This is a genomic window from Commensalibacter communis, assembly GCF_947179015.1.
GTDB lineage: Bacteria > Pseudomonadota > Alphaproteobacteria > Acetobacterales > Acetobacteraceae > Commensalibacter > Commensalibacter communis.
On sequence record NZ_CAMXCM010000002.1, the window covers coordinates 1 to 24,279 of the forward strand.

At 37.2% G+C, this 24,279-nt stretch carries 29 protein-coding genes; 25 read left to right on the forward strand and 4 right to left on the reverse strand.

Going from position 1 to position 24,279, the window contains the following annotated elements:
* The 4 genes from PQG54_RS04765 to PQG54_RS04780 all read left to right on the forward strand — a co-directional run.
* Positions 1 to 823: DEAD/DEAH box helicase family protein (locus tag PQG54_RS04765; RefSeq protein WP_271807706.1), on the forward strand; the 823-nt coding region annotated here is incomplete at its 5' end.
* A complete protein-coding gene (locus PQG54_RS04770; RefSeq protein WP_271789918.1) occupies positions 813 to 1,262 on the forward strand; it encodes a hypothetical protein in 450 nt (149 codons plus the stop codon). The genes PQG54_RS04765 and PQG54_RS04770, both read left to right, overlap by 11 nt.
* Before the next feature lie 67 nt (positions 1,263 to 1,329).
* Positions 1,330 to 1,929: a hypothetical protein gene (locus PQG54_RS04775; protein ID WP_271789917.1), complete on the forward strand. Its 600-nt coding sequence runs from the start codon at positions 1,330 to 1,332 to the stop codon at positions 1,927 to 1,929.
* The gene (locus PQG54_RS04780) at positions 1,926 to 2,183 is read left to right on the forward strand and encodes a MerR family transcriptional regulator (protein WP_271789916.1); all 258 of its coding nucleotides are present in this window, start codon (positions 1,926 to 1,928) and stop codon (positions 2,181 to 2,183) included. The genes PQG54_RS04775 and PQG54_RS04780 overlap by 4 nt, the downstream gene beginning before the upstream one ends.
* A gap of 22 nt (positions 2,184 to 2,205) precedes the next feature.
* On the opposite strand, the gene PQG54_RS04785 is transcribed toward PQG54_RS04780, so the two are convergent.
* Positions 2,206 to 3,228 carry a tyrosine-type recombinase/integrase gene (locus PQG54_RS04785; RefSeq protein ID WP_271789915.1) on the reverse strand — a complete coding sequence of 341 codons (1,023 nt, stop codon included), beginning with the start codon at positions 3,226 to 3,228 and terminating at the stop codon, positions 2,206 to 2,208.
* A gap of 207 nt (positions 3,229 to 3,435) precedes the next feature.
* Between PQG54_RS04785 and PQG54_RS04790 the strand changes: the two genes are divergently transcribed.
* Positions 3,436 to 3,747: a hypothetical protein gene (locus PQG54_RS04790; protein WP_271789914.1), complete on the forward strand. Its 312-nt coding sequence runs from the start codon at positions 3,436 to 3,438 to the stop codon at positions 3,745 to 3,747.
* 1 nt (position 3,748) lies between these two features.
* On the opposite strand, the gene PQG54_RS04795 is transcribed toward PQG54_RS04790, so the two are convergent.
* Positions 3,749 to 4,060 carry a hypothetical protein gene (locus PQG54_RS04795; RefSeq protein ID WP_271789913.1) on the reverse strand — a complete coding sequence of 104 codons (312 nt, stop codon included), beginning with the start codon at positions 4,058 to 4,060 and terminating at the stop codon, positions 3,749 to 3,751.
* A 169-nt stretch (positions 4,061 to 4,229) separates the two neighbouring features.
* On the opposite strand from PQG54_RS04795, the gene PQG54_RS04800 reads away from it, so the two are divergent.
* The 8 genes from PQG54_RS04800 (at position 4,230) to PQG54_RS04835 (ending at position 11,768) form a co-directional block, all read left to right on the forward strand.
* Positions 4,230 to 5,255: a sulfate ABC transporter substrate-binding protein gene (locus PQG54_RS04800; protein ID WP_271789912.1), complete on the forward strand. Its 1,026-nt coding sequence runs from the start codon at positions 4,230 to 4,232 to the stop codon at positions 5,253 to 5,255.
* Between the two features lie 24 nt (positions 5,256 to 5,279).
* Positions 5,280 to 6,149 (forward strand): sulfate ABC transporter permease subunit CysT, encoded by an 870-nt coding sequence (cysT, locus tag PQG54_RS04805; RefSeq protein ID WP_271789911.1) that lies wholly within the window; start codon positions 5,280 to 5,282, stop codon positions 6,147 to 6,149.
* The gene (cysW, locus tag PQG54_RS04810) at positions 6,146 to 6,985 is read left to right on the forward strand and encodes a sulfate ABC transporter permease subunit CysW (protein ID WP_271789910.1); all 840 of its coding nucleotides are present in this window, start codon (positions 6,146 to 6,148) and stop codon (positions 6,983 to 6,985) included. Before cysT ends, cysW begins: the two co-directional genes overlap by 4 nt.
* A gap of 1 nt (position 6,986) precedes the next feature.
* Positions 6,987 to 7,967 carry a sulfate/molybdate ABC transporter ATP-binding protein gene (locus tag PQG54_RS04815; protein WP_271789909.1) on the forward strand — a complete coding sequence of 327 codons (981 nt, stop codon included), beginning with the start codon at positions 6,987 to 6,989 and terminating at the stop codon, positions 7,965 to 7,967.
* Between the two features lie 259 nt (positions 7,968 to 8,226).
* Positions 8,227 to 8,988, forward strand: coding sequence for a phosphoadenylyl-sulfate reductase (locus tag PQG54_RS04820; protein WP_271789908.1), 762 nt, complete (start codon positions 8,227 to 8,229; stop codon positions 8,986 to 8,988).
* Positions 8,989 to 9,018: 30 nt separating this feature from the next.
* Positions 9,019 to 9,933: a sulfate adenylyltransferase subunit CysD gene (gene cysD, locus PQG54_RS04825; protein ID WP_271789907.1), complete on the forward strand. Its 915-nt coding sequence runs from the start codon at positions 9,019 to 9,021 to the stop codon at positions 9,931 to 9,933.
* A 42-nt stretch (positions 9,934 to 9,975) separates the two neighbouring features.
* Positions 9,976 to 11,292, forward strand: coding sequence for a sulfate adenylyltransferase subunit 1 (locus tag PQG54_RS04830; protein WP_271789906.1), 1,317 nt, complete (start codon positions 9,976 to 9,978; stop codon positions 11,290 to 11,292).
* Positions 11,293 to 11,315: 23 nt separating this feature from the next.
* A complete protein-coding gene (locus PQG54_RS04835; protein ID WP_271789905.1) occupies positions 11,316 to 11,768 on the forward strand; it encodes a GNAT family N-acetyltransferase in 453 nt (150 codons plus the stop codon).
* A gap of 20 nt (positions 11,769 to 11,788) precedes the next feature.
* On the opposite strand, the gene PQG54_RS04840 is transcribed toward PQG54_RS04835, so the two are convergent.
* The gene (locus PQG54_RS04840; RefSeq protein WP_271789904.1) at positions 11,789 to 12,673 is read right to left on the reverse strand and encodes an AbiTii domain-containing protein; all 885 of its coding nucleotides are present in this window, start codon (positions 12,671 to 12,673) and stop codon (positions 11,789 to 11,791) included.
* Between the two features lie 155 nt (positions 12,674 to 12,828).
* Here PQG54_RS04840 and PQG54_RS04845 point away from each other — a divergent pair, with 155 nt between their 5' ends.
* Positions 12,829 to 13,707: an ion channel gene (locus tag PQG54_RS04845; RefSeq protein ID WP_271789903.1), complete on the forward strand. Its 879-nt coding sequence runs from the start codon at positions 12,829 to 12,831 to the stop codon at positions 13,705 to 13,707.
* A 41-nt stretch (positions 13,708 to 13,748) separates the two neighbouring features.
* Here PQG54_RS04845 and PQG54_RS04850 read toward each other — a convergent pair whose 3' ends face one another.
* A complete protein-coding gene (locus PQG54_RS04850; protein WP_271789902.1) occupies positions 13,749 to 14,870 on the reverse strand; it encodes an alpha/beta fold hydrolase in 1,122 nt (373 codons plus the stop codon).
* A 74-nt stretch (positions 14,871 to 14,944) separates the two neighbouring features.
* On the opposite strand from PQG54_RS04850, the gene PQG54_RS04855 reads away from it, so the two are divergent.
* From PQG54_RS04855 to PQG54_RS04905, 11 genes are all read left to right on the forward strand, one after another.
* Positions 14,945 to 15,133 (forward strand): zinc-finger domain-containing protein, encoded by a 189-nt coding sequence (locus tag PQG54_RS04855; protein WP_271789901.1) that lies wholly within the window; start codon positions 14,945 to 14,947, stop codon positions 15,131 to 15,133.
* 40 nt (positions 15,134 to 15,173) lie between these two features.
* Entirely contained in the window at positions 15,174 to 17,960 is a 2,787-nt protein-coding gene (gene polA / locus PQG54_RS04860; RefSeq protein WP_271789900.1) for a DNA polymerase I, read from the forward strand.
* Positions 17,961 to 18,384: 424 nt separating this feature from the next.
* Positions 18,385 to 18,855: a glycine zipper family protein gene (locus PQG54_RS04865; RefSeq protein WP_271789899.1), complete on the forward strand. Its 471-nt coding sequence runs from the start codon at positions 18,385 to 18,387 to the stop codon at positions 18,853 to 18,855.
* A 317-nt stretch (positions 18,856 to 19,172) separates the two neighbouring features.
* Positions 19,173 to 20,087, forward strand: coding sequence for an FAD-dependent oxidoreductase (locus tag PQG54_RS04870; protein WP_271789898.1), 915 nt, complete (start codon positions 19,173 to 19,175; stop codon positions 20,085 to 20,087).
* Between the two features lie 13 nt (positions 20,088 to 20,100).
* Entirely contained in the window at positions 20,101 to 20,298 is a 198-nt protein-coding gene (gene thiS / locus PQG54_RS04875; RefSeq protein ID WP_271789897.1) for a sulfur carrier protein ThiS, read from the forward strand.
* Positions 20,298 to 21,059, forward strand: a complete 762-nt coding sequence (locus tag PQG54_RS04880; protein ID WP_271789896.1) for a thiazole synthase — start codon at positions 20,298 to 20,300, stop codon at positions 21,057 to 21,059. The genes thiS and PQG54_RS04880 overlap by 1 nt, the downstream gene beginning before the upstream one ends.
* The gene (locus PQG54_RS04885; protein WP_271789895.1) at positions 21,060 to 21,662 is read left to right on the forward strand and encodes a thiamine phosphate synthase; all 603 of its coding nucleotides are present in this window, start codon (positions 21,060 to 21,062) and stop codon (positions 21,660 to 21,662) included.
* Positions 21,659 to 22,627: a HesA/MoeB/ThiF family protein gene (locus PQG54_RS04890; RefSeq protein WP_271789894.1), complete on the forward strand. Its 969-nt coding sequence runs from the start codon at positions 21,659 to 21,661 to the stop codon at positions 22,625 to 22,627. The genes PQG54_RS04885 and PQG54_RS04890 overlap by 4 nt, the downstream gene beginning before the upstream one ends.
* 80 nt (positions 22,628 to 22,707) lie before the next feature.
* Positions 22,708 to 22,953 carry a DUF7660 family protein gene (locus tag PQG54_RS04895; RefSeq protein ID WP_271789893.1) on the forward strand — a complete coding sequence of 82 codons (246 nt, stop codon included), beginning with the start codon at positions 22,708 to 22,710 and terminating at the stop codon, positions 22,951 to 22,953.
* A gap of 111 nt (positions 22,954 to 23,064) precedes the next feature.
* Positions 23,065 to 23,490, forward strand: a complete 426-nt coding sequence (locus tag PQG54_RS04900; RefSeq protein WP_271789892.1) for a hypothetical protein — start codon at positions 23,065 to 23,067, stop codon at positions 23,488 to 23,490.
* Positions 23,491 to 23,643: 153 nt separating this feature from the next.
* Entirely contained in the window at positions 23,644 to 24,252 is a 609-nt protein-coding gene (locus PQG54_RS04905) for an SCO family protein (protein ID WP_271789891.1), read from the forward strand.
* The last annotated feature ends 27 nt before the right edge of the window (positions 24,253 to 24,279 follow it).

A 24,279-nucleotide genomic window follows, 5' to 3' on the forward strand; every position in this document is an offset into this window, starting at 1 on the left:
TAACAAAGGAACGTTTGATTTTCTTCATTTAGACTTTCAACCTCCTTTCACACCAGAACGCTACATAGAAGCGATCCAAACCTGCGAGCAAGCTGGGGCATCTGTGATTGTCATTGATAGTGCTTCCCATGAATGGAATGGTGAAGGTGGTATTGTTGAAATGTCAGATGAAATAGCTCTTAGGAAAGCAACTGATAGCCAAACTGGAGAAGTTAACTTTAAAAAGCTGGATGCCGTCAAAATGTTATCTTGGGCTGAACCAAAAAAACAACATAAGAAAATGATGGCAAAGCTGACACAAGTCAGAAGTCACATTATCTTCTGCCTTAGAGCAGAAGAAAAAGTTAAACCTATTAAAAACCATAAAGGATTTACAGAAGTTGTCAACCAAGGGTTTCAACCCATATGCGAAAAAGGCTTTATGTTTGAAATGACAGCATCTTTGACCTTAGAGCCAACAAACCCTGGAAAACCCAATTATGAGTTGGACAAAAAACTTAATAGAGATATGCAAGTAATTTTCCAAAATGGTCAGCTAATTAGCGTTGAACATGGAAAAAGATTGAAAGAATGGTCTGAAAGTGGCTGTGACATTCAGCCTGAACAGTCAAATCTAAAAAGGGATTATGAACGTCTCGCAAATGCGTTGTCACAAGTTAAAGGTCGCGCTCAATTGGAGAAAATTACGGGTCACAAAGCAACCATCAACCTTCGCACAGAACTAAAAGAAAAAGAATCCACTTGGGCTGGCGTTATTGATGGCCTAATCGAACAAGCTCTCCGTGAGTTTGATAACGAGGAGGCACAAGTAAATGCTTCGTAACACCATTCAAGATTTCCAAGATAAGCTCGACAGCCTTGACCGTTTTGATTTCTATACACACAGTTTTCAACGGCGGGATAAGCCTCATTATACAGAAACGCTGAACGTCGATGAAGGTGTCACGTATCATTTTGGCAATGAGTATTCACGTCGTCTTTTAAAAACCATCGTTCGAAATTCTGAAATCTTAGTCAAAGTTTTTGCACGCCCCGTGCAATATGAAGAAAGCACTAATACACATATCTACGAAGACCCAGAATGGTTCACGATTGATGGGTATAGCATTGGTTGCGGTGAATATCCCCACGAGAACTTCGAGGGCTACAATACAGATGGTGACAAACGCACAGCATATCTCGACGATGTAACATACTTTATCATCCTTCCAACACAAAAACCAAACCATGCAAGGAGCTACAACCCATGCTCACCGCAATAATACTCACCACGATCTCCAGCTTTTGGCTCGGATACGCGATCAATGACTTTATAAAAGGATGTGGAAAATGAATGACACTAAAGAATTAATTGAGCAAGAGTTAAAAGATGCAATTTGTGCTATAGCAATCAATATTGCAGATTCTGTAGATAAAGAAATTATCCAAGATAAAATATATAAATATTTTTCTAAATTGAATTTACCTTTTCACGATGTAGAAAATTTACATTATTTATTTTTCCAAAACATAACCCAAGCTGCGGAAGCTTGCCTTACGCTTAGAGTAGATAAAAAAAACCAGCAATCAGAAAATTATATTTTGTATTGCCATTTCGTCTTAAAATACCCGTTTTTTTATAATCACATTCGGAAAATGACTGAATCGTTAGAAGGCTCTTCCTGTTGTGCTGATCGAGCAAGACTCATTGTCAAAGAGGTGGCTTACTTCCTTTTGAATGGTGAATACAGGAACTTAAAAGACATATACTGCTCATTTAGCATACCAAATCAACCTATAAAAGCATGGGTAGAGTTTGTTCATAGCTTGTATAATTTCTACCACGGAGATGCGACAGCCTATCTCAGTGCACTTCAAAGATTATATAAAGCACAATCCAATTCAATAGAATTAATGAAAAAGAAAATAAAGACCACAGGATATAGATGATGGAAACTGTCAAAAAAAACAAAAAAACTAATACAAACATTATACCCACATGGGGTGCTGACGAACTAGCAGAGTATTTAGGTAAAAAGCGGTCGACCATTAAAACTTATATGTCAACAAAACGCAAAACTTTACCACCATGTATAAAAGGTTTTAAAAGCAGGTGGTCACCAGCTGTTGTGTATGCATTTTATGAAGAAAAAGCGATTACTAGTATTCAAAATGCAAGAGGTCAACCAAGGAAAGACTATTAACCTACAACTGAGCCTGTTCAGTTTATCCATCAAGTTTTTTTGCTAAATCCTCTGCCTTGGGTCTATAGTATCTTTTTAAGGTCTGTAGATCCTTATGACCTGTTACTGCTGATAACTCCAATACATTCGACAATTTCTTTGATAACTGTGTCGTCGCCTCTCTTCTCGAATCGTGAAAATGTAAATCTTTAATTTTTGCTTCCTTGCAGGCTTTGATAAAAATCGACGTTAATAAATCTGGACGTAAAGGAACAAGCAATTCCTTTTTATTCTGAGGCTTTAATAACAAAAGTAATTGTTTGGCCACCAATGATAATGGAACATCTCTTGCATCACCATTCTTCGTAATCTCAAGATGTATATAAGATTTATCTATATAAATATCGCCCCACCGTATTGATACTATTTCTCCCCTTCTCATAGCAGTCGCAAGTGCCAAAAAGAATGCAAAAGCAACCCATTGTTTATTTGTTTGTGGAGCAGACTTCTGATCCCAATCCAAAACCTCAGCCAACCGCAATTGCTCATCCTCAGAAACTCTACGTTCTCTTGATGATGGGTTCTTTGGTCGTCTAATCATGTGAACAGGGTTGTTCTCTAACTTAATACCCCATTCCTTAATTGCCATATTAAACACAGACGAGATTAAATTCATATCCCTGTTGACCGTAGAACCTCCTACTGACATCAACCGCAAGTCTCGCCAATCAGCAATCACTTGTGGTGTCACTTCTGCAATAGGCAATTGAAACGCTGGTTGTGTTTTTAGAAAATTCAATCGAGGCAACTCTTTATTCGCACCTCGTTTCTTTACAGTGACCTCACGGCCATATTTGTCAAAGATATCTGTCAATAAGACACCCTTATTTGTTAATGGATTTTTAATTGATTTATTGATATAATGACCACTCAAAATATCTGATTCAATTCGAGACGCCCACGCTTTTGCTTCTTGTAAAGTATCGAAAGTTCGTGGGAGTGGTTTAACACCTTTACAACAAACAAAAGCTCTCCATGACTTACCGCGTTTGTGAAAAGAAGGCATATAAAACTCTTAACATGAAAATAATTAAAGCAACAATTTATACTTAAAAACATCTAGTAGACAAAAGCAAGATAATTGTAAATTTACACCATATTACACCATATACATATTTAATACATTGTTTTCATTAATAAATATACGCCCTCCGAAGGCGAAGGTCGTGAGTTCGAATCTCGTCGGGTCCGCCATTAAAAAATTATACCCTTCATGTTCATAACAGGTCACAACTTTACAATAGAAATTTACAAAAACTTACTTTTATCAGAACAAGATGATATTGAATTTTACTTACATTATAAAGGTAAAGTCTATTTTGGCTGGGCTTTTACCATCAAAGCCATTTATTCTATTATGGAAAAAGATAAACATACTGGTGAATCCGCAAACGGTAATTTCTTCTGGGCAACAGATATGATTATAGTTCGTGAAATGAATGAAAAAATATTATTAGAAACAATAAACCATATCATTAACAAAGAACCAGAACTAATAGATCATATGTTTTCTATAATAAAATAAATTACTCTGAGTCTAAACCATATTTCTGCCTGTTAATTTTTATTTGTTGATCTTCAAGGTCGAATTGTGCAGATGTACCCGTAGTTAATTGATAATATTCAATCACTTCAAATTCACATTTGCATTTAGAATATATATATTTTTTCTTTACTTTAACCATAGTCACATTTGCTGCTGGACCAGTCATACGGCGCTCTAAAAACCTATCTTCTTCCTTATACGAAATACAATCTATGTTTGGTGAATGACAACGTGTGCATTTAAATTTTTTAGGTTGTTTACCAGCGACAAGAATATATTGTATTCCAACCATAAATACACAAAAGAGATGCCGCAATTATAATTTTATAAATTACTCAAATTAATGTTATAAACTATAAAAAATTGTATATTAATAAAAACACTTTTAAATTTGATAAATTAGGTATAAGATACGAAGTATCTACTATTTTTTTCATCCCATAACAGATAGTTCCCTCATCATGTTGCTCTACAAAACTAGCGCTTGGAAAATTTTTGCTGCTTTTTTGATGGTGGCACCTTTATTTTTTCAAACAACACATGCCAAGACAGTGACTTTATTGAATGTGTCATACGATCCAACACGAGCATTTTATCATGCCTATAATCAAGCATTTGAAAAATACTGGAAAGCAAAAACAGGGGACGATGTCGTTGTTTATGAATCGCATGGCCCGTCAGGGAAACAAGCACGATCTGTTATCGATGGGATGCAAGGAGATGTGGTTACCCTTGCTTTATCAGGCGACATTGACGCCTTAAATAAATATAAGCAGCTCATTGATCCAAATTGGCAAAGTAGATTGCCTTATCATAGCTGTCCCTATTACTCGACCATCGTGTTCCTAGTTCGCAAAGGAAATCCAAAAAATATTCACGACTGGGATGATTTAATTAAACCAGGCGTGCAAGTCATGACCCCCAATCCCAAAACATCAGGCGTTGCACGATGGAATTTCTTAGCCGCTTGGGCATATGCTTTGGAAAAATATGGCTCTGAAGATAGAGCATATGATTTTGTAAAACAAATTTATCAACATGCGCCTATCTTAGATACTGGCGCGCGTTCTTCCAGCCTCAGCTTTATCCAAAGGGGATTGGGGGATGTGTTAATTTCGTGGGAAAATGAAGCCTATATGGCTTTAAACGAATCAAAACCAGGTGAATATGAATTAATTACACCTTCTGTTTCAATCTTAGCAGAACCTCCAGTAGCTGTTGTCGATTCTGTAGTGGATAAAAAAGGCACGCGTGCTGTCGCAGAGGGATATCTGAACTATTTATATAGTGATGTCGGTCAAACCCTTGCTGGGGAATATTACTATCGCCCCAGCAATCCAAAAATCGCAGAAAAATTTAAAGATAAATTTCACTCCCTAAAATTAATCCCTATTGACAAAGTGTTTAAAGGATGGAAACAAATAAATAACAAATTTTTTAAGGATAATAAAATATTCGACAAAATTATGAGTGAAATTAACCGCTAACTTTTTTTGAATTAAGGAACCTTAATGTTTTCTTCTAAATACTCAGTTATTCCAGGATTCTGGTTAAGTTTAGGATATACGTTATCTTGGCTTTCCTTAATTGTTTTACTTCCCTTGGCTGCATTGCTTTTATATGCCAGCCACATCCATTTTGATCAACTTATTACCATCCTAAGTAATCGGCAATTACAAAGTGCTTTAAAGCTATCACTATATACCTCTTTTTACGCCTCTTTATTGGCTTCAATCTTTGGGGCTTTTTTAGCATGGATGCTGACTCGATATTCATTTACAGGAAAAAAAATCATCGATTCAATGATTGATCTTCCTTTGGCATTACCCACAGCAATTGCGGGGATTGCGTTAACCACCTTATATGCACCCAATGGGTTATTGGGCTCTCTTTTACCTTTTAAAGTTGCCTATACGCCTCTTGGAATTATCGTAGCAATGGTCTTTGTGACCATTCCTTTTACCATCAGAACGCTTGAACCGATTATCAAAGACATTCCATATTCTGTTGAAGAAGCAGCTAAAACACTAGGGGCAACGCCTTTACAAACTTTTTTATATGTTATTTTTCCAATGTTGTTTCCAGCTTGGTTGACAGGGTTTTCTTTGGCAATGGCACGCAGTTTAGGCGAATATGGATCCGTCGTCTTTATTGCTGCAAATATCCCTTATAAAACTGAAATCTTACCGATTTTAATTGTCTCTAAGCTAGACCAATTCGATTATACTGGAGCTACGGTTATCAGTTTATTAATGCTGCTTATTTCTTTTGGATTGCTATTTTTTATTACTATCATTCAACGTTGGATCAAACCTCATCGTTTGATTTGGTTTATGACTCATTTATCGTTGCCATTTTTTTCTAAAAAGAAATCATCATGACACCTATAATACATAAACAAACCACACTCAAAAGATCGCTTCTTTTGACACTCACATGGCTTGTGTTTGGTGTTATTTTTCTGGCACCCTTATCGATTATTTTAATCGAAGGGCTTTCCAAAGGACTTGGTTTCTTTTGGCATACTTTTGCTAACCCTGTTGCATTATCAGCATTAAAATTGACTCTATTTGCAACAATAGTTTCGGTCATTTTAAATGTAATCTTCGGCGTGATGGCGGCATGGTGTATCACGAAATATGAGTTTGTTGGTAAAAGCTTACTGACCACCTTAATTGATCTGCCATTCTCTATTTCACCGATCATTGTTGGATTAATTTATACACTCCTCTACGGCTCACAAAGCATTTTATACCCATTTTTAATGGAGTATAATCTACAAGTTATTTATGCCGTGCCAGGGATAGTGCTGGCCACCATTTTCGTCACCTTTCCTTTTGTTGCACGTTCTTTGATTTCATTGATGCAAGAACAAGGGAATACTGAAGAAGAAGCTGCACGCTTACTAGGTGCAAATGGATGGCAAATTTTTTGGCTTGTTACTTTTCCCAATATTCGTTGGGCTTTACTGCACGGTGTGACGATGTGTACTGCCAGAGCAATGGGAGAATTTGGGGCTGTCTCCATTATCTCTGGTCATATTGAGGGGCTAACGAATACGCTGCCTTTACAAATTGAGATTTTATATAATGAATATAATGCAACGGCTGCCTTCAGTATCTCTATTATCTTGTTGATAATGGCAATGATTATCTTATTTGTAAGACAATGGTGTGAACGTAAAATCACCCACGTAACTTCAGACGCAGAGCAATAAAATGAATATCCATATCAAAGAACTAAATAAATATTTCAATCAATTTCATGTCTTACAAAATATTAATCTTGATATTCGCAAAGGTGAACTAATTGCCCTGCTTGGACCTTCAGGCTGTGGAAAAACAAGCCTCTTACGTATTATTGCAGGATTAGAACAGCCCAGCTCTGGACAGATATTCTTTAACGATCAAGATATTTCCAACAAAGATATTCGTGAACGTCGCATTGGGTATATGTTTCAACATTTTGCGCTGTTTCGACATATGACTGTTTTAGAAAATATTTCTTTCGGACTGCGTATCAAGCCGAGAAAGGAAAGACCCTCTGCATCAGATATTTTGGCAAAATCAAAACATCTGTTAGACATGGTGCAACTCAGCAATTTAGCGGATCGATATCCCGATGAGTTATCAGGTGGGCAAAAACAACGTGTTGCATTGGCACGTGCCATGGCAATCGATCCCAGCGTTTTGTTATTGGACGAACCTTTTTCTGCTTTAGATACAAAAGTGCGCAGAGAATTAAGGCAATGGCTGTCCAACTTGCATCATGAAATACAACTAACCAGCGTTTTTGTTACCCATGACCAAGAAGAAGCAATGGAAATCGCCGATCGTGTCGTTATTATGAACAAAGGGGTTATTGAGCAAATTGGCTCTCCCAAAGAAATATTGGACACACCAAAGAATGATTTCGTCTATCACTTCCTTGGCGAAACCAATCATTTTTCAGTGGGTGAACAGAATTTTACATTTAGACCCCATGAAGTAATTTTAAGTATTCACACGGAGAAAGTAGGATATTTCGAAGCAACAGCGATTGATATCCGCCCCCTTGGTGCTGTTACAAAGATTGTGTTGAAACCTAAAGACAGTGATTATCCCATCGAGGCCCAAGTGCCGAACACCACTCGGAATTTAAGTAGTTTAAACAAAGGGGATAAAGTCTATTTTAGACCGATTATGGACTTTGAGATTTAAAATCGCCGATAATGTCTGATATAATAAATCACTTAAATATTATGTTATTTATATTAATATCCTATAAATAACGATATATTCGTTGATTTATTTTGCAGAAACTATTAAACTACATATAAATAAAGTATTATTAAAATAACATTTCATTAACCATCTACCTTTTTTCTATTTTTTTTGGTAAAAGATAGGTTCTGACACACCAAAGGATTTTTGTTTTACATCGCTTCTTATTCTCTTTCTTCAGCAAAGCTCACATATAATGACTCCGATAGAACTATATTCTAAGAAACCTAGTGAATTTTATGAACGTAAACTGCTCGAAACGCAGGAAATCCTGCAAAACGCCGTGGCAGAATATGGGAAAATCGTTCAAGCCACCAGCCTTGGGGTTGAGGATATGGTCATCACAGACTTTATCCATCGCCTAGGGCTACCTATTTCTATCGCGATGTTGGATACGAAAAAATTACATCAACAAACATTAGATCTTAAAGACCACGCAGAAGCGCACTATGGTTTAACAATCAAAGCATATTACCCCAACCAAGAACAAGTTGATGAATATGTCCAAAAAAACGGTGAGAATGGGATTTTTGAATCGGTTGAGCTCCGCAAAGAATGTTGTCACATCCGCAAGCTCATCCCGTTAAAAGCGTTGCTGAAAGGTCATGAAGCTTGGATTACTGGGTTAAGAAAAGAGCAATCCAATTTCAGAGCCAACTTAGAAGTTATTGAACAAGAAAATCCAAGCGACGCAACACAGCCCAAAGTAAAAATTAATCCTTTATTGGATTGGACAATTGGGGATATTTGGCATTATGTAAAAGAATATAATGTCCCCTATAATCCCCTACATGACCAATTTTTTGTTAGTATTGGATGTGAGCCTTGTACTCGTGCAATTGCTTTAGGTGAAGATTTCCGTGCTGGCCGTTGGTGGTGGGAACAAGATGGAGCAAAAGAATGTGGATTACATGTTCACGAAGCCTCTTCTTTATCGAACAGACCTTCAAAACAATAACGATTTGATTTAAGACTTAAGGGAAATTTTATGACTTCTCACTCACCCAATTTATACACCCCTCTTTCTGATTTAGAAGAAGAATCCATTTTTATTATGAGAGAAGTTGCAGGATCTTTCGAACGTCCTGCTTTGCTTTTCTCTGGCGGTAAAGATTCTTGTGTTATGTTACGCCTTGCTGAAAAAGCGTTCGGGCAAGGACAATTTCCTTTTCCGTTATTAATGATTGATACTGGACATAATTTCCCTGAAGTTATTGAATTCCGTGATCGTAGAGCTAAGGAAGTTAAGGCAAAACTGATTGTCCGTAGCGTCGAAGACTCAATGAAGCGTGGAACAGTCAGATTAAGTCATCCTTTGGAAAGTCGTAATCCTCATCAATCAGTGACGCTATTGGAATCTATTGAGGAATTCCGTTTTGATGCGTTGCTTGGTGGTGCAAGACGTGACGAAGAAAAAGCACGTGCCAAAGAACGTATTTTCTCTCATCGTGATTCATTTGGCCAATGGCAACCCAAAGCTCAGCGTCCAGAATTATGGAATATATTTAATACACGCATTTTACCTGATGAAAATTTCCGTGTATTCCCAATTTCTAATTGGACAGAATTTGATGTATGGAAATATATCGAACAAGAAGAAATACCACTTCCAAATTTATATTATGCTCATCAACGCCAAGTGATCCCTCGCAAAGGATTATTGGTGCCAGTCACCGATGTAACCCCTGTGCAAGAAGGCGAAAACATTGAAACCAGAACCGTGCGTTTCCGTACGGTTGGGGATATGACCTGTACTTGCCCCATTGAAAGTGATGCCGCCAATGCCAGCGATATCGTCAAAGAAACTGCCGCTGTGACCATCAGCGAACGTGGTGCAACCCGTATGGATGATCAAACCTCTGAAGCATCTATGGAGAAACGTAAACTTGAAGGTTACTTCTAAGTTCGCGCTGTCATCATTTATAAGTCTCAAGGAAACAACTCTATGTCATCTTTACAAAACAAACATACCCTTAAATTCTTAACGGCTGGCAGCGTCGACGATGGGAAAAGCACCCTGATTGGACGTTTATTACTGGATAGTAAAGCCATCCTTGCCGACCAACTTTCTGGTATTCAACATAAACTTGCTGATGATGAATCCTATGATTTAGCCAAATTAACCGATGGGTTACAAGCCGAACGTGAACAAGGCATTACCATTGATGTTGCCTATCGTTATTTCACGACACCAGAACGTAAATTCATCATTGCTGATGCACCTGGTCATGAACAATATACACGTAACATGGTGACTGCTGCCAGCAGCAGTGATGCCGCTGTTATTTTAGTTGATGTAACCAAATTAAACTGGGAAGACGAAGTGGTTGATTTATTGCCTCAAACCCGTCGTCATACATTGTTAGCCCATCTATTAAAAGTACCCTCTATTTTATTTGCTATTAATAAACTAGATGCAATTAAAGATCCTGATACCGCATTTATCAATGTTAAAAATGCATTAGAAAAGTTCATCAGCCAAGCTAATGTAACGATTACGAATATTATTCCTATTTCAGCATTAAAAGGATTGAATATTACAACGCGTAATGCTGACAAGCATGGCAATATTTTGTGTGAAAAGGTCTATCAAGGACCAAGCCTATTAGAAGCATTAACTGCTCTTCCGTCTCATGTCACTTCTAATACACAAGAATTCCACTTTCCTGTACAGTTTGTGCAAAAACTAGAAGAAGCTCATGATGGTTCATCGACACAACATGGTCGCCGTATTTTTTGGGGAAGAATTGCTGCTGGCAACGTAAAGATTGGGGATCATTTAACGGTTCAATCCTCAGGTGCCAAGGCAAAAGTTAGCAAGATATTCGCCAATGCTTTGCAAGAAGAGCTTCAAGAGGCAGCTACAGGACAGTCTGTTGGATTGATCTTGGATCAAGAAATTGACGTTTCCCGTGGAGATTGGTTAATTGCATCCACAGCTTCTGTTGCTGGACAAAAAGAAGCCAAAGCTACATTGGCATGGTTAGATGATGAGCCCTTGGTTGTCGGGCGCGCCTATTGGTTAAAGCATGGTCATCGTTGGATTAAAACAAAAGTCTCTGCAATTGAACATCATTTGAATATTCATACGTTGGAAACGGAACCTGCTGAAAATTTGGATAAAAATAGTATCGGGGAAGTTTCTTTAGTCTTACAACAACCTATTCCTGTTTTACCTTATAATGATGCCAAAGATGTTGGGGCTGCAATCCTTGTAGATACCGCAACCAACCGCACGGCTGGAGCTGTTTTATTCAAATAATTTAAACAAATTATAGAGGATCAATGATTAGAGAATTTCAAGCTGCTGATTTAGACCAAGTGATGAATATTTGGTTAGAGCAAAATCTGCTGGCTCACTCTTTCATTGATCCTTCTTTTTTCCAGAAAAATACTGACTTAGTCAGAACGATCCTTCCCTCATCCGAAATCTATGTGCAAGATATTCATGGTGTCAAAGGGTTCATTGGATTAACAGATCTTTATATTTCTGGCCTTTTTATCAAAACAGAATATCAACGCCAAGGATTGGGTTCTAGCCTGACTGAAAAAGCCAAGCAAGTTCGTTCTGTATTATTCTTAAATGTTTATACTGAGAATGAAGCTGCGGTTCAGTTTTATGAAAAACATGGATTTGTTCGATTGGAAGATCGGATCAATGAAGAAACGCATCACCCTGAATATCTAATGGGATGCAAAATCGATCATATAATTAAAATTGGTCAATGCGCGTTATAGAAAACTTTCTTGTTTTATAATTAAAAACCTAAATAATATTTTATTCCTTCTACAATCGTTTCAACTGCAACCCCTTTGGCAACTAAGCTGCCCCCAATCGCAACTTTTCCGATCCAGCTTTGAAGCTTACCATTTTCCATACCCTCTGTTGCAAGATTAGATTCAACATCAATAATTTCTTTTAATTCTTGAATATCTGGCTCGCTTATTCCCTTATCATTTAGAAAATTTGCTAAAGACTGAAAATCTCCTTTAGTTACCGATATATTCTGAGCCGTTTGGTTAATTGTTGTATCTGTATTATGATTAGCCATATTTTGAACTGAGCTAATATTATAAGTAATATTTTGTGCCATTTGTTTTTCCTTATCTGTAAATATCCATTCGTCTCCTAGAATTCCTTGCTTTTCACACTTCAAAGTCCAATCTAAAATAATCTTTCTTATATTAGAGAAAATTTTTTCCAATTCAGATATATGAACTTCTAAATATGCTTCTATAGCAAATATATACTCAGGATCATCTACAATCAATTGCTCTAATTTCGGACTCAGTTTTGCAGATATCCATTTACCTTGCTCTGCTTCTTCGATAATTTTTATCAACGATGAAATGTCATTTGGGAAACCCATCCTTGATAGACGAGATGTTTTATCAGCATCAGAAAAAGAGTAACGTTCTACCCTACCATTCATAAAAGAAACCTTTAGTGTACCACCTACACATCTATATTCTGGTAGAAAAACTTCGCAATGTTCAGTATAGCCCTCAAGCTCAGCATTACACCATTCTACAAAATCCTGAAGATTCAGTTTATAAGCAATTACATAAGCATACCTCACCAAATCAACAATATTACTTGATGAATCCATTGTGCGTTTTTGTAGCTCGATAATCGCTTTCATGATAAATATTTTATCCCTCAAAATAGATTAATTATTTTATCATAATAACAAAAACAGAATCCACATTTCTTAAATCCTTTCACAGTTCAGAGTATATTTCTGTTGACTTTCAGGGTAAGATCAATGCAATTCTTATAACCCCCCGACAAATCAAAATGTATAAACCAAAATTAAGACCTCATTTATTAATAGACAGCAGTATCCATGAGCAAGTCGTTGTTTCAGGATTTACTTACAGAGTTATCCATGATTTTTATCATGCTGCTTTGACGGTCAGCTGGCGGAAATTTATCTTCTTTTATGTTTTTATTTTTCTGTTTATTAATCTTATTTTTGCAATATTTTATTCTATTTTACCTCATGAAATTAGCAATAGTGGTGGACGGTTTATTGATGCTTTTTTCCTAAGCGTTCAGACCATGTCCACCGTTGGGTATGGCTCTATCTCACCTAATGGCGATTTTGCTAATATTGTATCTTCCATTGAAATTACTTTTGGCATTATTGTGAATGCACTCTCTACAGGGCTCATTTTTGCTCGCTTTGCCAAGCCAATGTCTAAAATTATTTTTGCACATCATGCGGTTATTTCTTGTAACAATAATGCACAATCTTTAGATATTCGTATGGCAAATGGACGTAAAACAGTGTTATTAGATGTCAATATCGAAGTCTTTTTATGCTCTTTACAAAAAGATGCACAAGATCGCATTTATCGCAAAATAGACCGATTACCCTTAATCCAAAGCAATATTCCAATTTTCCAAATTACTTTTGAAGTGAATCACATCATTGATGAACATAGCCCTTTATATCGTTATAATATGCAAGAATTACTTGAAAAACATTCTGAAATAGCCATTAAAATTACAGGGCTAGATGAAGGAACTGGCCAAATGATTTATTGTTATCATGTCTATAATTTTAAAAAGATCCCTGAAAACTATCAATTCCAAGAATTACACTATCGAAAGAATAATAATACCCTTTTCATCGATATGAAAAATTTCAACATAATTGAAAAAATTTCTTAAAGAATATTATCCTAAGTTACATCCATCTAAAAACCAATAACTTATTGAACAATATTATCAACTTGACTGGGCACAAAAAAAGGCACCTGCCCCTTCCCTTTAACAGACATCCAAGCAGCAGCTGCTGTATCCCCACCAGAAGGTAACCATTGATCTGGATCATTCATCCAACTTATAATATCTTTAGCAACGATTTTCCTATTTTGATCTCGTAACAATAAATGATATCCATTAGGAACATAATCTTTCCTCACCCACTTAGGAAATTTTTCCCACACGGAATACATTGATGCTGAGGGAACCAACTGATCATTATCACCGTATTGAACTAGACTATGGTATCTAACCCTCGGCGCAGCCTTAATCGCATCATCCATCAATTTCACCAATCCATGCAGTGCCTTAACTCTGGTGTTATGTAGTGTTAATGGATTAAAATATAATCGTATTAAGGAATCATTATTATCGCTGGCAGTGACTCTTTTAACGGGTGCTTTACTTGGGTTTAATTGCCAATTTGGTGCAATAAGGTTCAAAAAGCGCAAAGAAACATCCCCTATAACTCCGATTTGCTTGGATCCCCAAACCGCAGGCGCTAGTAAAATATATCCATTGACTTGAGGGGCATCATCACGAGCAGCAAGGCACATTAACACCGCACCACCCATGCTTTCACCCATTAGATATATTGGAGTATTAGGAAAGCGATTCTTAATGATGGTCACCTCTTCAGCCACATCTTGCACCATTCGATCGGTGCTTGACCATTTCCCACGTAAAGGGGCTTGACCAAATCCTCTTTGATCGGGTGAGTAAATACTAATCCCTTTATTAACAAAATATTCTGCCGAATCTTCCCAAGCATCACGACTATCATTAAACCCGTGTAACGCAAAAATAATCGCACGTTGCGAAGGCGCTTGCCATATGCGCAATGGGATTTTGGCACCATCAGACAAAGTTAACCATTCACTGGCAGGAACAAGGGTTTTATAGTTTGCATAAGGATCAGTTGCGTTTGTTTGTTGAGCCATTTCAACCGTCTTTTGGCTATTTTTAGCCTGAGCATTATGACTATTCCCACCCAAAAAACTGCATCCCATTATAAAAGAGAAGCACATACGACAGAAATGTGTTAAAAAGGATCGATTTAAAATTCTCATGGGACACTCAATACATAATACTTATATAGCTTTTAGTATTGACGTTTCTTTTAATAATAAACAAGGATATTTTAATGAAAACCGAACAAGCTCTTAATCAAAATCCACAACGCGGACAATTCGAAACCGTCTATGTAGACAAAAAAACTGTTTCTTGCGAAGGCAATAATCCCGCATTGGGACATCCTCGTGTTTTTTTAAAACTAAAAGATAACAAAGCCGTTTGTCCTTATTGCTCTAAAACTTTTCTTTTCCAAGAATAATACAGTAAAATCCCATTCATAATATATAGATCTTATCTTCATGTCCTCTTCTTCTGCAGAAAAACATCTTATCTTGGTCGATGGATCAGGCTTTATCTTTCGTGCTTTTCACGGAATTCCTCTTATGTTAGATCCTTCTGGAACCCCAGTAAATGCGGTTTATGGATTTACCAATATGATGATGAAAATCATTCGTGAACGCACTGCCAGCCACATGGCAGTAATTTTTGATGCAGGACGAAAAACTTTTCGAAATGATATTTATCCTGCTTATAAAGCCCAAAGACCCCCACCACCAGAAGAGTTGATCCCGCAGTTTGCTTTGGTGAAAGAGGCCTCTCGTTTACTGGGACTGCCAACCATTGAAATGGCGGGATGGGAAGCAGATGATTTAATCGCCAGCTATGCCAAAGCAATGGTAAAAGCTGGGGGACAATGCACGATCATTTCATCAGATAAAGACTTAATGCAATTGGTAAATGACCATGTTTGTATGCAAGATCCAATCAAAGAAAAGATCATTCGCGAACCCGAAGTTGTTGCTAAATTCGGCGTTCAACCTGCACAAATGATTTCTTTGCAAGCATTGATGGGGGATTCTGTTGATAATGTACCTGGCGTTCCTGGCATTGGCCCTAAAACTGCAGCCGCATTGATTAATGAATATGGTAGTCTGGAAGAAGTATTAGCTGCCATCCCAACAATGAAAGCCTCTAAAAGACGAGATAATTTAGAGGAACATCAAGAAAACGCACGAATTTCCTATCAGCTGGTGCAATTAAAAGACGATCTTGATCTTCCTACACCAATTGATGAACTAGGATGTTGTCAAACTCAAGAAGAGCCCTTGATTGAATGGTTACAAGAAAGAGGGTTCCGTTCGATCCTAGCAAGATATACCAAAGGGCAATCGGCTTCGTCTCAGCCATCATCTTTATCCAAAACAGCATCCAATCCTACACAAGAAGAAAGCAAAGATCACTCTCATATTTTATCCCCTGCTTATGAAAATTATGAAACCATTACGTCCATTGAGCAACTTCAACAATGGATTAAACTGGCTCAAGATACCCATTACTGTGCATTGGATACAGAAACAGATAGTCTAAATGCTCTACAAGCAAATATTGTTGGAATATCCATGGCGATTGCGCCAGGAAAAGCATGCTATATCCCCATTGCGCATCAACAAGATAATCTATTCGAAGAACAAAGTGCGCAACAAATTCATGTTGCTGAATTGATTACAGCTTTTAGCCCATTATTTACTGATCCATCTGTTTTGAAAATCTTTCATAATGCCAAATATGATTTTCTGGTTTTTAAACATAATGGGTTTCCTATTCCAACCCCTTATGACGATACAATGATGATTTCCTATGTCCAAGCAGCTGGAAAACATCGCCATAATATGGATGAATTGGCAGAGCTACATCTGAACCATAAAACTATATCTTATGATGACGTAACAGGAACAGGACGTAAACGCATTATTTTTGCACAAGTAGCCATTGACAAAGCCACAGATTACGCAGCAGAAGATGCTGATGTTACATTGCGTTTATGGCTATTGCTACGCCCAGAAATGCGTTCTTTACAAGTATTAAGCTTATATGAAGAAATGGAACGTCCTTTAATTAATGTTCTGACGCAAATGGAGCAAGATGGAATCTTAATCAATCCTGATTTATTGCGCTCTTTATCGGATGAATTCAGCCAAAAAATGGCTATTCAAGAAAAAGAAATTCATCAACTTGCAGGAAAAGAATTCAATGTTGCTTCTCCTAAACAGCTTGGCGAAGTTCTATTCGATGAAATGGATATGCCTGGCGGGAAAAGAATGAAAACGGGCGCTTGGGGAACAGATTCAAAAGTCTTGCAAGAGCTTAGTGATAAAGGCCACACTATTGCCGATCAAATCCTGACATGGCGACAATTGGCAAAATTAAAATCAACCTATACCGATGCCTTAATTGATCAGATCAATCCACAAACAAAGCGTGTTCATACCAGCTTTAATATGGTCGGCACCGTCACTGGACGGTTATCTTCTACTGATCCTAATTTGCAAAATATCCCCATTCGGAGCGAAGAAGGTGGTAAAATCAGAGCTGCGTTTATTTCAGCCCCTGGTCATGTATTGGTTTCTGCGGATTACTCCCAAATTGAGCTGCGTTTACTAGCACATGTCGCGAATATTCCTCAATTAAAAGATTCTTTTATTCATAATGAAGATATTCACGCCCGAACTGCTTCTGAAGTGTTTAATACACCCATAGAAGGCATGAGCTCCTTGGTTCGTCGTCAAGCCAAAGCAATTAACTTTGGAATTATTTACGGAATCAGTGCGTTTGGTTTGGCAAAACAATTAGGTGTTTCATCAAGTGTGGCGAAACAATATATTGATACTTATTTCGAACGTTACCCCGAAATCAAAACTTATATGCAAACCACACAAGAGGAAGCAAAAGAAAACGGGTATGTCTTAACACCTTTTGGTCGTAAATGTTGGATATCAGGCATTCAAACAGCTAAAGGGCCAATGCGCGCCTATGCAGAGCGTCAAGCCATTAACGCGCCTTTACAAGGTGGGGCTGCGGATATTATCAAAAGTGCAATGTTGGATATGGATAAGGCGATTAAAGAACATCAACTCCAAGCAAAAATGTTATTACAAGTGCATGATGAACTATTATTCGAAGTCAAAGAAGAGGATGCTGAAAAACTAGTCAATCTTGCCAAAGAAGTAATGGAAAAAACTGTAACATTATCTATTCCACTTGTTGTAGAGGCAGGAATCGGTAAAAACTGGTCAGAAGCACATTAATGGCTCAGATAAGATCATTTATATTCCAACCTTTACTTTATAGATTCAACTAAACAACTTCAAAGTAGAATACAGATCTACTACATCACACAAAAAACTTTAAGTTATCGTGAATATTCTATTTTTCTGATGGCTTAAAGTTTATTTCTGAACACTGAAGCTAACCAAACTATTATTTTAGCAACACCAACACATAACAAATGAAAGAGAATCATTAAAATAAGCACCAAACCTTGTAATTTTATTTGCTTACTATTAAACAATGATCGAAATAATATTTGTGTCACTTATAAAAGGGATGACCTCTCTTCCCTTTTAAAATATTTTTAATTCTAGAAAACCAAAGACCACACTCTTAACACATTCAAATATTATGAGATTCTTACTTTAATTTCTTTATTTGTACATCAAAAGGTTCAGTATAATGAAAATTTATAAACTCCGCACTATTGCATTGATGGGGGCAATTCTTGCGCTAACTTCCTGTGCTGAAACACCACTAGGACCACAGGTACAAATGACTCCCCCTCCTGGAAAAACATTTGAACAGTTCTTAGCTGAAAAGCAAGATTGTCAAAAATATGCTGCTAATGATGTCCACGGGCAAGCCTCACACCAAAATAAAAGAGCAATTATTGGTGGATTACTGGCAACCGGTGCTGGGGCTGGACTGGGTGCTGCATTAGGTGGCGGCAGTGGTGCTGCTATTGGTGCCGCAGGTGGTGCGTTAGGTGGTGGATTAGGCGCAACCAGTTACTCCAACGGAAAGCAAGGCAATATCCAAACACAATATGACCAAACCTATACAGCTTGTATGGTGTCGCGTGGTAATAAAATGAAACCTGATGCTGTCATTACGCAACCTAATGGTGATAACTCAGTTTACGCACAATAAAATACATAAATTATATCAGATGGATAAGGTGATTTTGAAAAGATAGTTTCAAACTTTTCATATTTTACTAACCATTCCATCTGAACTTCATCCAAAATAAATAATCATATATAGTCCTGAACTAATAATTCATCTTTAAAACAAACAATAAAAAATAGATCTTTCCTATCGTTCTGTAATCTCGTTTTCCCAGAGACATATAATATTATATTGACTTCTTTTTTTGGGGCTTAATATAATATAAACTATGATTCGATATTTGTGCTGAAAAAGAGTATATTTACTATGATGTTCTCTTACAAAGTGAAAATAATATTATGAGTAGTTGGTCTGTTATAGGTAGTGGCGTCACAGGATTATGTGTTGCCACAATGCTATCTGAATATAATGAAAAAGTCGAAGTTATTGAATCCCCTGACGTTAAAACGGCATCTTTGTTAGCTGGTGGCATGTTAGCCCCTTTTTGCGAAGGGGAAAGTGCGCCTGATATTGTCGTTGAATATGGAATGACAGCCATTGAGTGGTGGTCAAATCATGTTAGTAGTGTAAAAAAAACAGGAACATTAGTACTTGCCCCAGCACGTGATACAGTTGAACTTAAAAACTTTGCCAGCAAAACACAATCGCATACATGGGTTGCACCTGAATCCTTAGAAAGTGATTTATCCAACCGATTTTCACAAGGACTCTTTTTCCCAGAGGAAGCCCATTTAGACCCAAGATTATCTTTAAAAGAATTACGCTCAACATTAATCGAAAAGGGTGTCGTTTTTCATACCAACAAACCATCAGGCAAAATTGTTGACTGTACTGGTATCAGCGCAGAAAAAACGCTGCCCAATCTAAGAGCCGTTAGAGGAGAAATGTTAATTTTCGAATCTCATGATGTTTCTTTTTCACGTTCTATTCGTTTATTACATCCTCGCTTCCCATGCTATTTAGTGCCACGCCATAATGGACAATTTATGTTAGGAGCAACGATGGTAGAAAGCCATGATGGCAGCTCTATTAGCGCCAAAGCATTAATTGAAATGCTGGGATCTGCCTATGCGATTCATCCAGCCTTTGCCGAGGCACGGCTTGTTGAAACAGGAACGGGATTAAGACCTTCCTTTCCCAATAATGTTCCTGAAATTACCTATCAAGATGGGTGTTTCTTTATCAACGGCATGTATCGTCATGGCTTTTTACTAGCCCCCTATATGGCACAACAATTCGTAAAAAAACTCTAGGGAAAACAGTTCAATGAACATTTATTTAAATGGAAATCTATTAACGACTTCTGCAAAAACACTTTCTGAATTATTAAAAGAACAAAATATAGATAGTACTGTCGTTGCAGCTGCAATGAATGGTGATTTTGTTCCTCGCCATGTTTATGAAACGACAGCAGTCACAGAAGGGTCTAAAATTGAAATCTTATCTCCTATGCAAGGGGGTTAATGATGTTTTACGATCATAAGATAAATTCTAGACTTTTACTAGGAACTGCGGGCTACCCCTCACCAGAGATTCTTTCTGATGCGATCATAGAATCACAAACAGAAATTATTACCGTCAGTTTGAGACGTGAAGGAAAAGCAGGCGCCTCCTTTCGCACGCTGTTAAACCAAGTCAACAAGAAGTTTCTACCTAATACCGCAGGGTGCCATACCGTCAAAGAAGCAGTTACAACAGCCCAAATGGCAAGAGAACTCTTTAATACTGACTGGATTAAATTAGAAGTCATTGGGAATGCAGACACCTTGCAACCCGACCCATTTGCTTTGGTAGAAGCAGCACGCATTCTAACCCAAGATGGTTTTAAAGTTTTTCCATATACAACAGAGGATTTAATTGTTGGAGAAAAATTACTAGAGGCAGGTTGTGAAGTATTAATGCCTTGGGGGGCTCCTATTGGTTCTGGACAAGGGTTAAGGAACATAGAAGCCTTACGTACAATGCGCGCTTATTTTAAAAATGTTCCTTTGATTGTTGATGCGGGTATAGGATCCCCTAGCCAAGCGGCACATGCGATGGAAATAGGATTTGATGGAATTTTACTGAATACTGCAGTTGCTAAAGCCAAAGATCCAATTTTAATGGCAGCAGCTTTTCGTGACGCCATTGTTGCGGGACATCATGCGTATCGTGCAGGCATTATGGAAAAACGCGATATGGCTTATGCTTCTACCCCTATTTATGGTTTGGCGGATTTTAATTAAATGGAAAAATTTTACCTTGTCACTGACTCTGTTGATCTCATAAAAAGACTATTACCTATTGGGGTTAAATTAGTCCAATTACGAATTAAGGACACTCCCCTTGATCAATTGAGGCAGCGTATTTACGAAGCAAAACTCTACTGCGAAAAATATAACGCACAACTTGTTTTAAATGATTATTGGCAATTGGCTTTGGAATTAGGGGTTAATTTCGTTCATTTGGGTCAAGAGGATCTGGTGAATGCAGATTTTAAAGCTTTAAATCAGGCAAATATTCATTTCGGCTTATCAACACATGATGAAGCCGAATTAGATTTAGCCCTTTCTTACAATCCGCATTATATTGCATTGGGACCTATCTATCCAACCAAATTGAAAAAAATGAACTGCCCTCCTCAAGGACTAGAACGTATCACTTTATGGAAACAAAAAATTAAGGATATTCCTCTTGTAGCAATCGGCGGTATTGTTCCTGAACGAATTGAGAATGTTTTACGTGCAGGTGCTGATAGTGCTGCAGTAGTTACGGATATTCAATATGCAGCTGATCCGATCCAGCGATGCAATGAATGGTTCTCTCATATTCAAAAAAGTTATTCATGATGGAACGCTATGAAAGACAAATGAAGCTACCAGAAATTGGTAAGGATGGGCAATATAAGTTACAGGCAGCTCACGTTTTAGTTGTCGGTTGTGGCGGATTAGGATGCACGGTTCTACCACTCTTATGCGGTGCTGGTGTTGGATATATTCGCCTGTACGATCACGATATTGTTGAGGAACATAATTTACATCGGCAAATCTTATATCGAATGGAAAACATAGGCAAAGGCAAAGCAATTTGTGCAAAGGCAATATTACACCAATCTAATCCTCATTGTGAAATAGAAGTGCATCAGGAAAGGTTGACACCTGGAAATGTGCATCAAGCCTTGCAAAATATAGATCTGGTTATTGATGCCTCAGATAGTTTTATGGTTACCTATACATTGTCAGATGCTTGCCTAAAACAGTCATTACCCTTGATTAGTGCCTCTGTTATAGAAAGACATGGATATGTTGGTGGTTTTTGTAATAGCGCACCCAGTTACAGAGCTCTATTTCCCAAAATGATATTAGGAGGTGGGAATTGTAGCACAATAGGCGTGATGGGACCGATCGTATCTATCCTAGGGGCAATACAAGCCCAAATGGCATTAAGTGTCTTACTCGATTTTACCCCTACGCCACTTGGTCAGTTAATAAATGTTGATTGTCGCACGTGGCGTTTTAGCGAATTTCGTTTTGATAAAGCTCAAGAACCAAAAGATAATAATGTTACTTTTATAGATTATAACGATCTTTTACCTGAAGATTGCGTGATTGAGTTAAGAGACATCAAAGAAGCCCCGCAAAGTGTCAGAACAGATGTGATCCGTCTTTTGCCCAGTGAAATTGTTGCATGGCAACCGCCTTTATCACAACGTATTGTTTGCGTTTGCAAAACTGGTGTCAGAGCAGCAAGAGCAGCCTATGCACTACAAGAAAAGACCACATCAGAAATTGTTATTTTAGTTGATGATAAATAAATGAATAGTTCAAAAGCGATAAAATAATTCTAATGTAGCTGATCTTTAAAGGTCTCGAGGCTTTTTTTGATAGGTAGCAAATGATAGAACAAAACCCTATTGTCACGAAAAAAGAATTCCTAATTTTTTTAGAAAATTTTCGTCAAAATTTACATGACCATCCTGAAGAATGGGAAAATCTAGATTTACCTTCTTTTCTTGAGGCAATGCAAGCATGGGTCGAAGATATGGAGGGATATTATAAAAATATAAACCAAGATACTCCCACTCATATTTCATGGGATATATTTGCAGATTTCCTACAGGCTGCCAAAATATATGAATAACTGGTATGGTTTAACCTTAATCAAAACTCACATTACATGAAAAATTTAATTGTCTTAGTCATCTCTTTATCTTTTCTATCTATTTTTGCCCATGCGAAGGAATGCAAAAATATGATTGGAACATTTCAAATCATTCCCTTTCTTGACTCTAATGGTATGAATAGCATGACCCAAGATTTTGCCGATGTTTCTCTGGGTAAACCTTTGTTCAAAATTGAGAAACAGGATAATCAAGCAAAATTAATCGATTTACTTCATAGCAAGAGCTATATCATAAAATTCCAGCCTTTTAAAAATGACTCAATTCTCGATTCAATCTTTAAAACGCCAGTTACCATCTGTTCTGCAACAATCAACCATAAATCAAATATCGCTCAAGTGGAGCTGAGCAAAGTAAAGCAACAACAATTAACCAATGGATTGAAAGCAATACGCAAAAGTTGGGGGAAGCATCCTTGTTACATCGCTGGCAAGAATGCTAATCCTTTACAAACCAATCCCAATATTCAATACTATACTATAAATACCCAATCTTAACAAAAAATTGAATATTTACTATTAATCAACGATAATGAAAGCAAGAATAAAGAAAAAATCTTTCTCTTCCCTTTACAAAAAACAACAGATCAATCCAAATTTACACCTTTAATGAACCCTTCTATACACCCATAAACAAACCAAGTAAGTTCAATGTCGCAGCAAAAGAAAATACCTTTTTGGCTAATCATAACAGTTACAGTTTTTATCGCTTTAGGTGGCGGGGCCTTTGGAATCTTTTATACTAAAAAAACAATCCAAACCCCACCGCAACAAACCGAAACAATCGGCGGAGGGTTTCAACTGTTAAGCCCTTCTGGAAACGTCGTCAGTAATGGCAGTTTTAGAGGGCGATGGATGCTAATGTATTTTGGAGCTTCTCGTTGTTTGCATGATGTATGCAGTCAGAATCTGAATAAAATAGGTAAAGTGGTGGAGCTATTAGGAAAGAAATCATCTAAACTTGCCCCAATCTTCATCTCTTTTGATAGTCAATATGATACTCCAGAACGATTAATGCTTTATATGAAGCCTTTTAACAGTAAAATTATAGCTTTATCTGGTGGAGAACTGGCCATCCGAGATATTTCTATTTTATACCATGTCCCCTTTAAAACGGTTCAAGCCACTGAAAAAACTAAATTAATTGATCCTTTCGACCAATTTATCTTAATGAACCCAACAGGACAATATGACCGTTCGATTAGCACCAATGAATCAGCAGAGCAATTGGCTGAAACATTAAATACAATTATTCAATAATATATAGACAATTTTTCAAGATAGGTT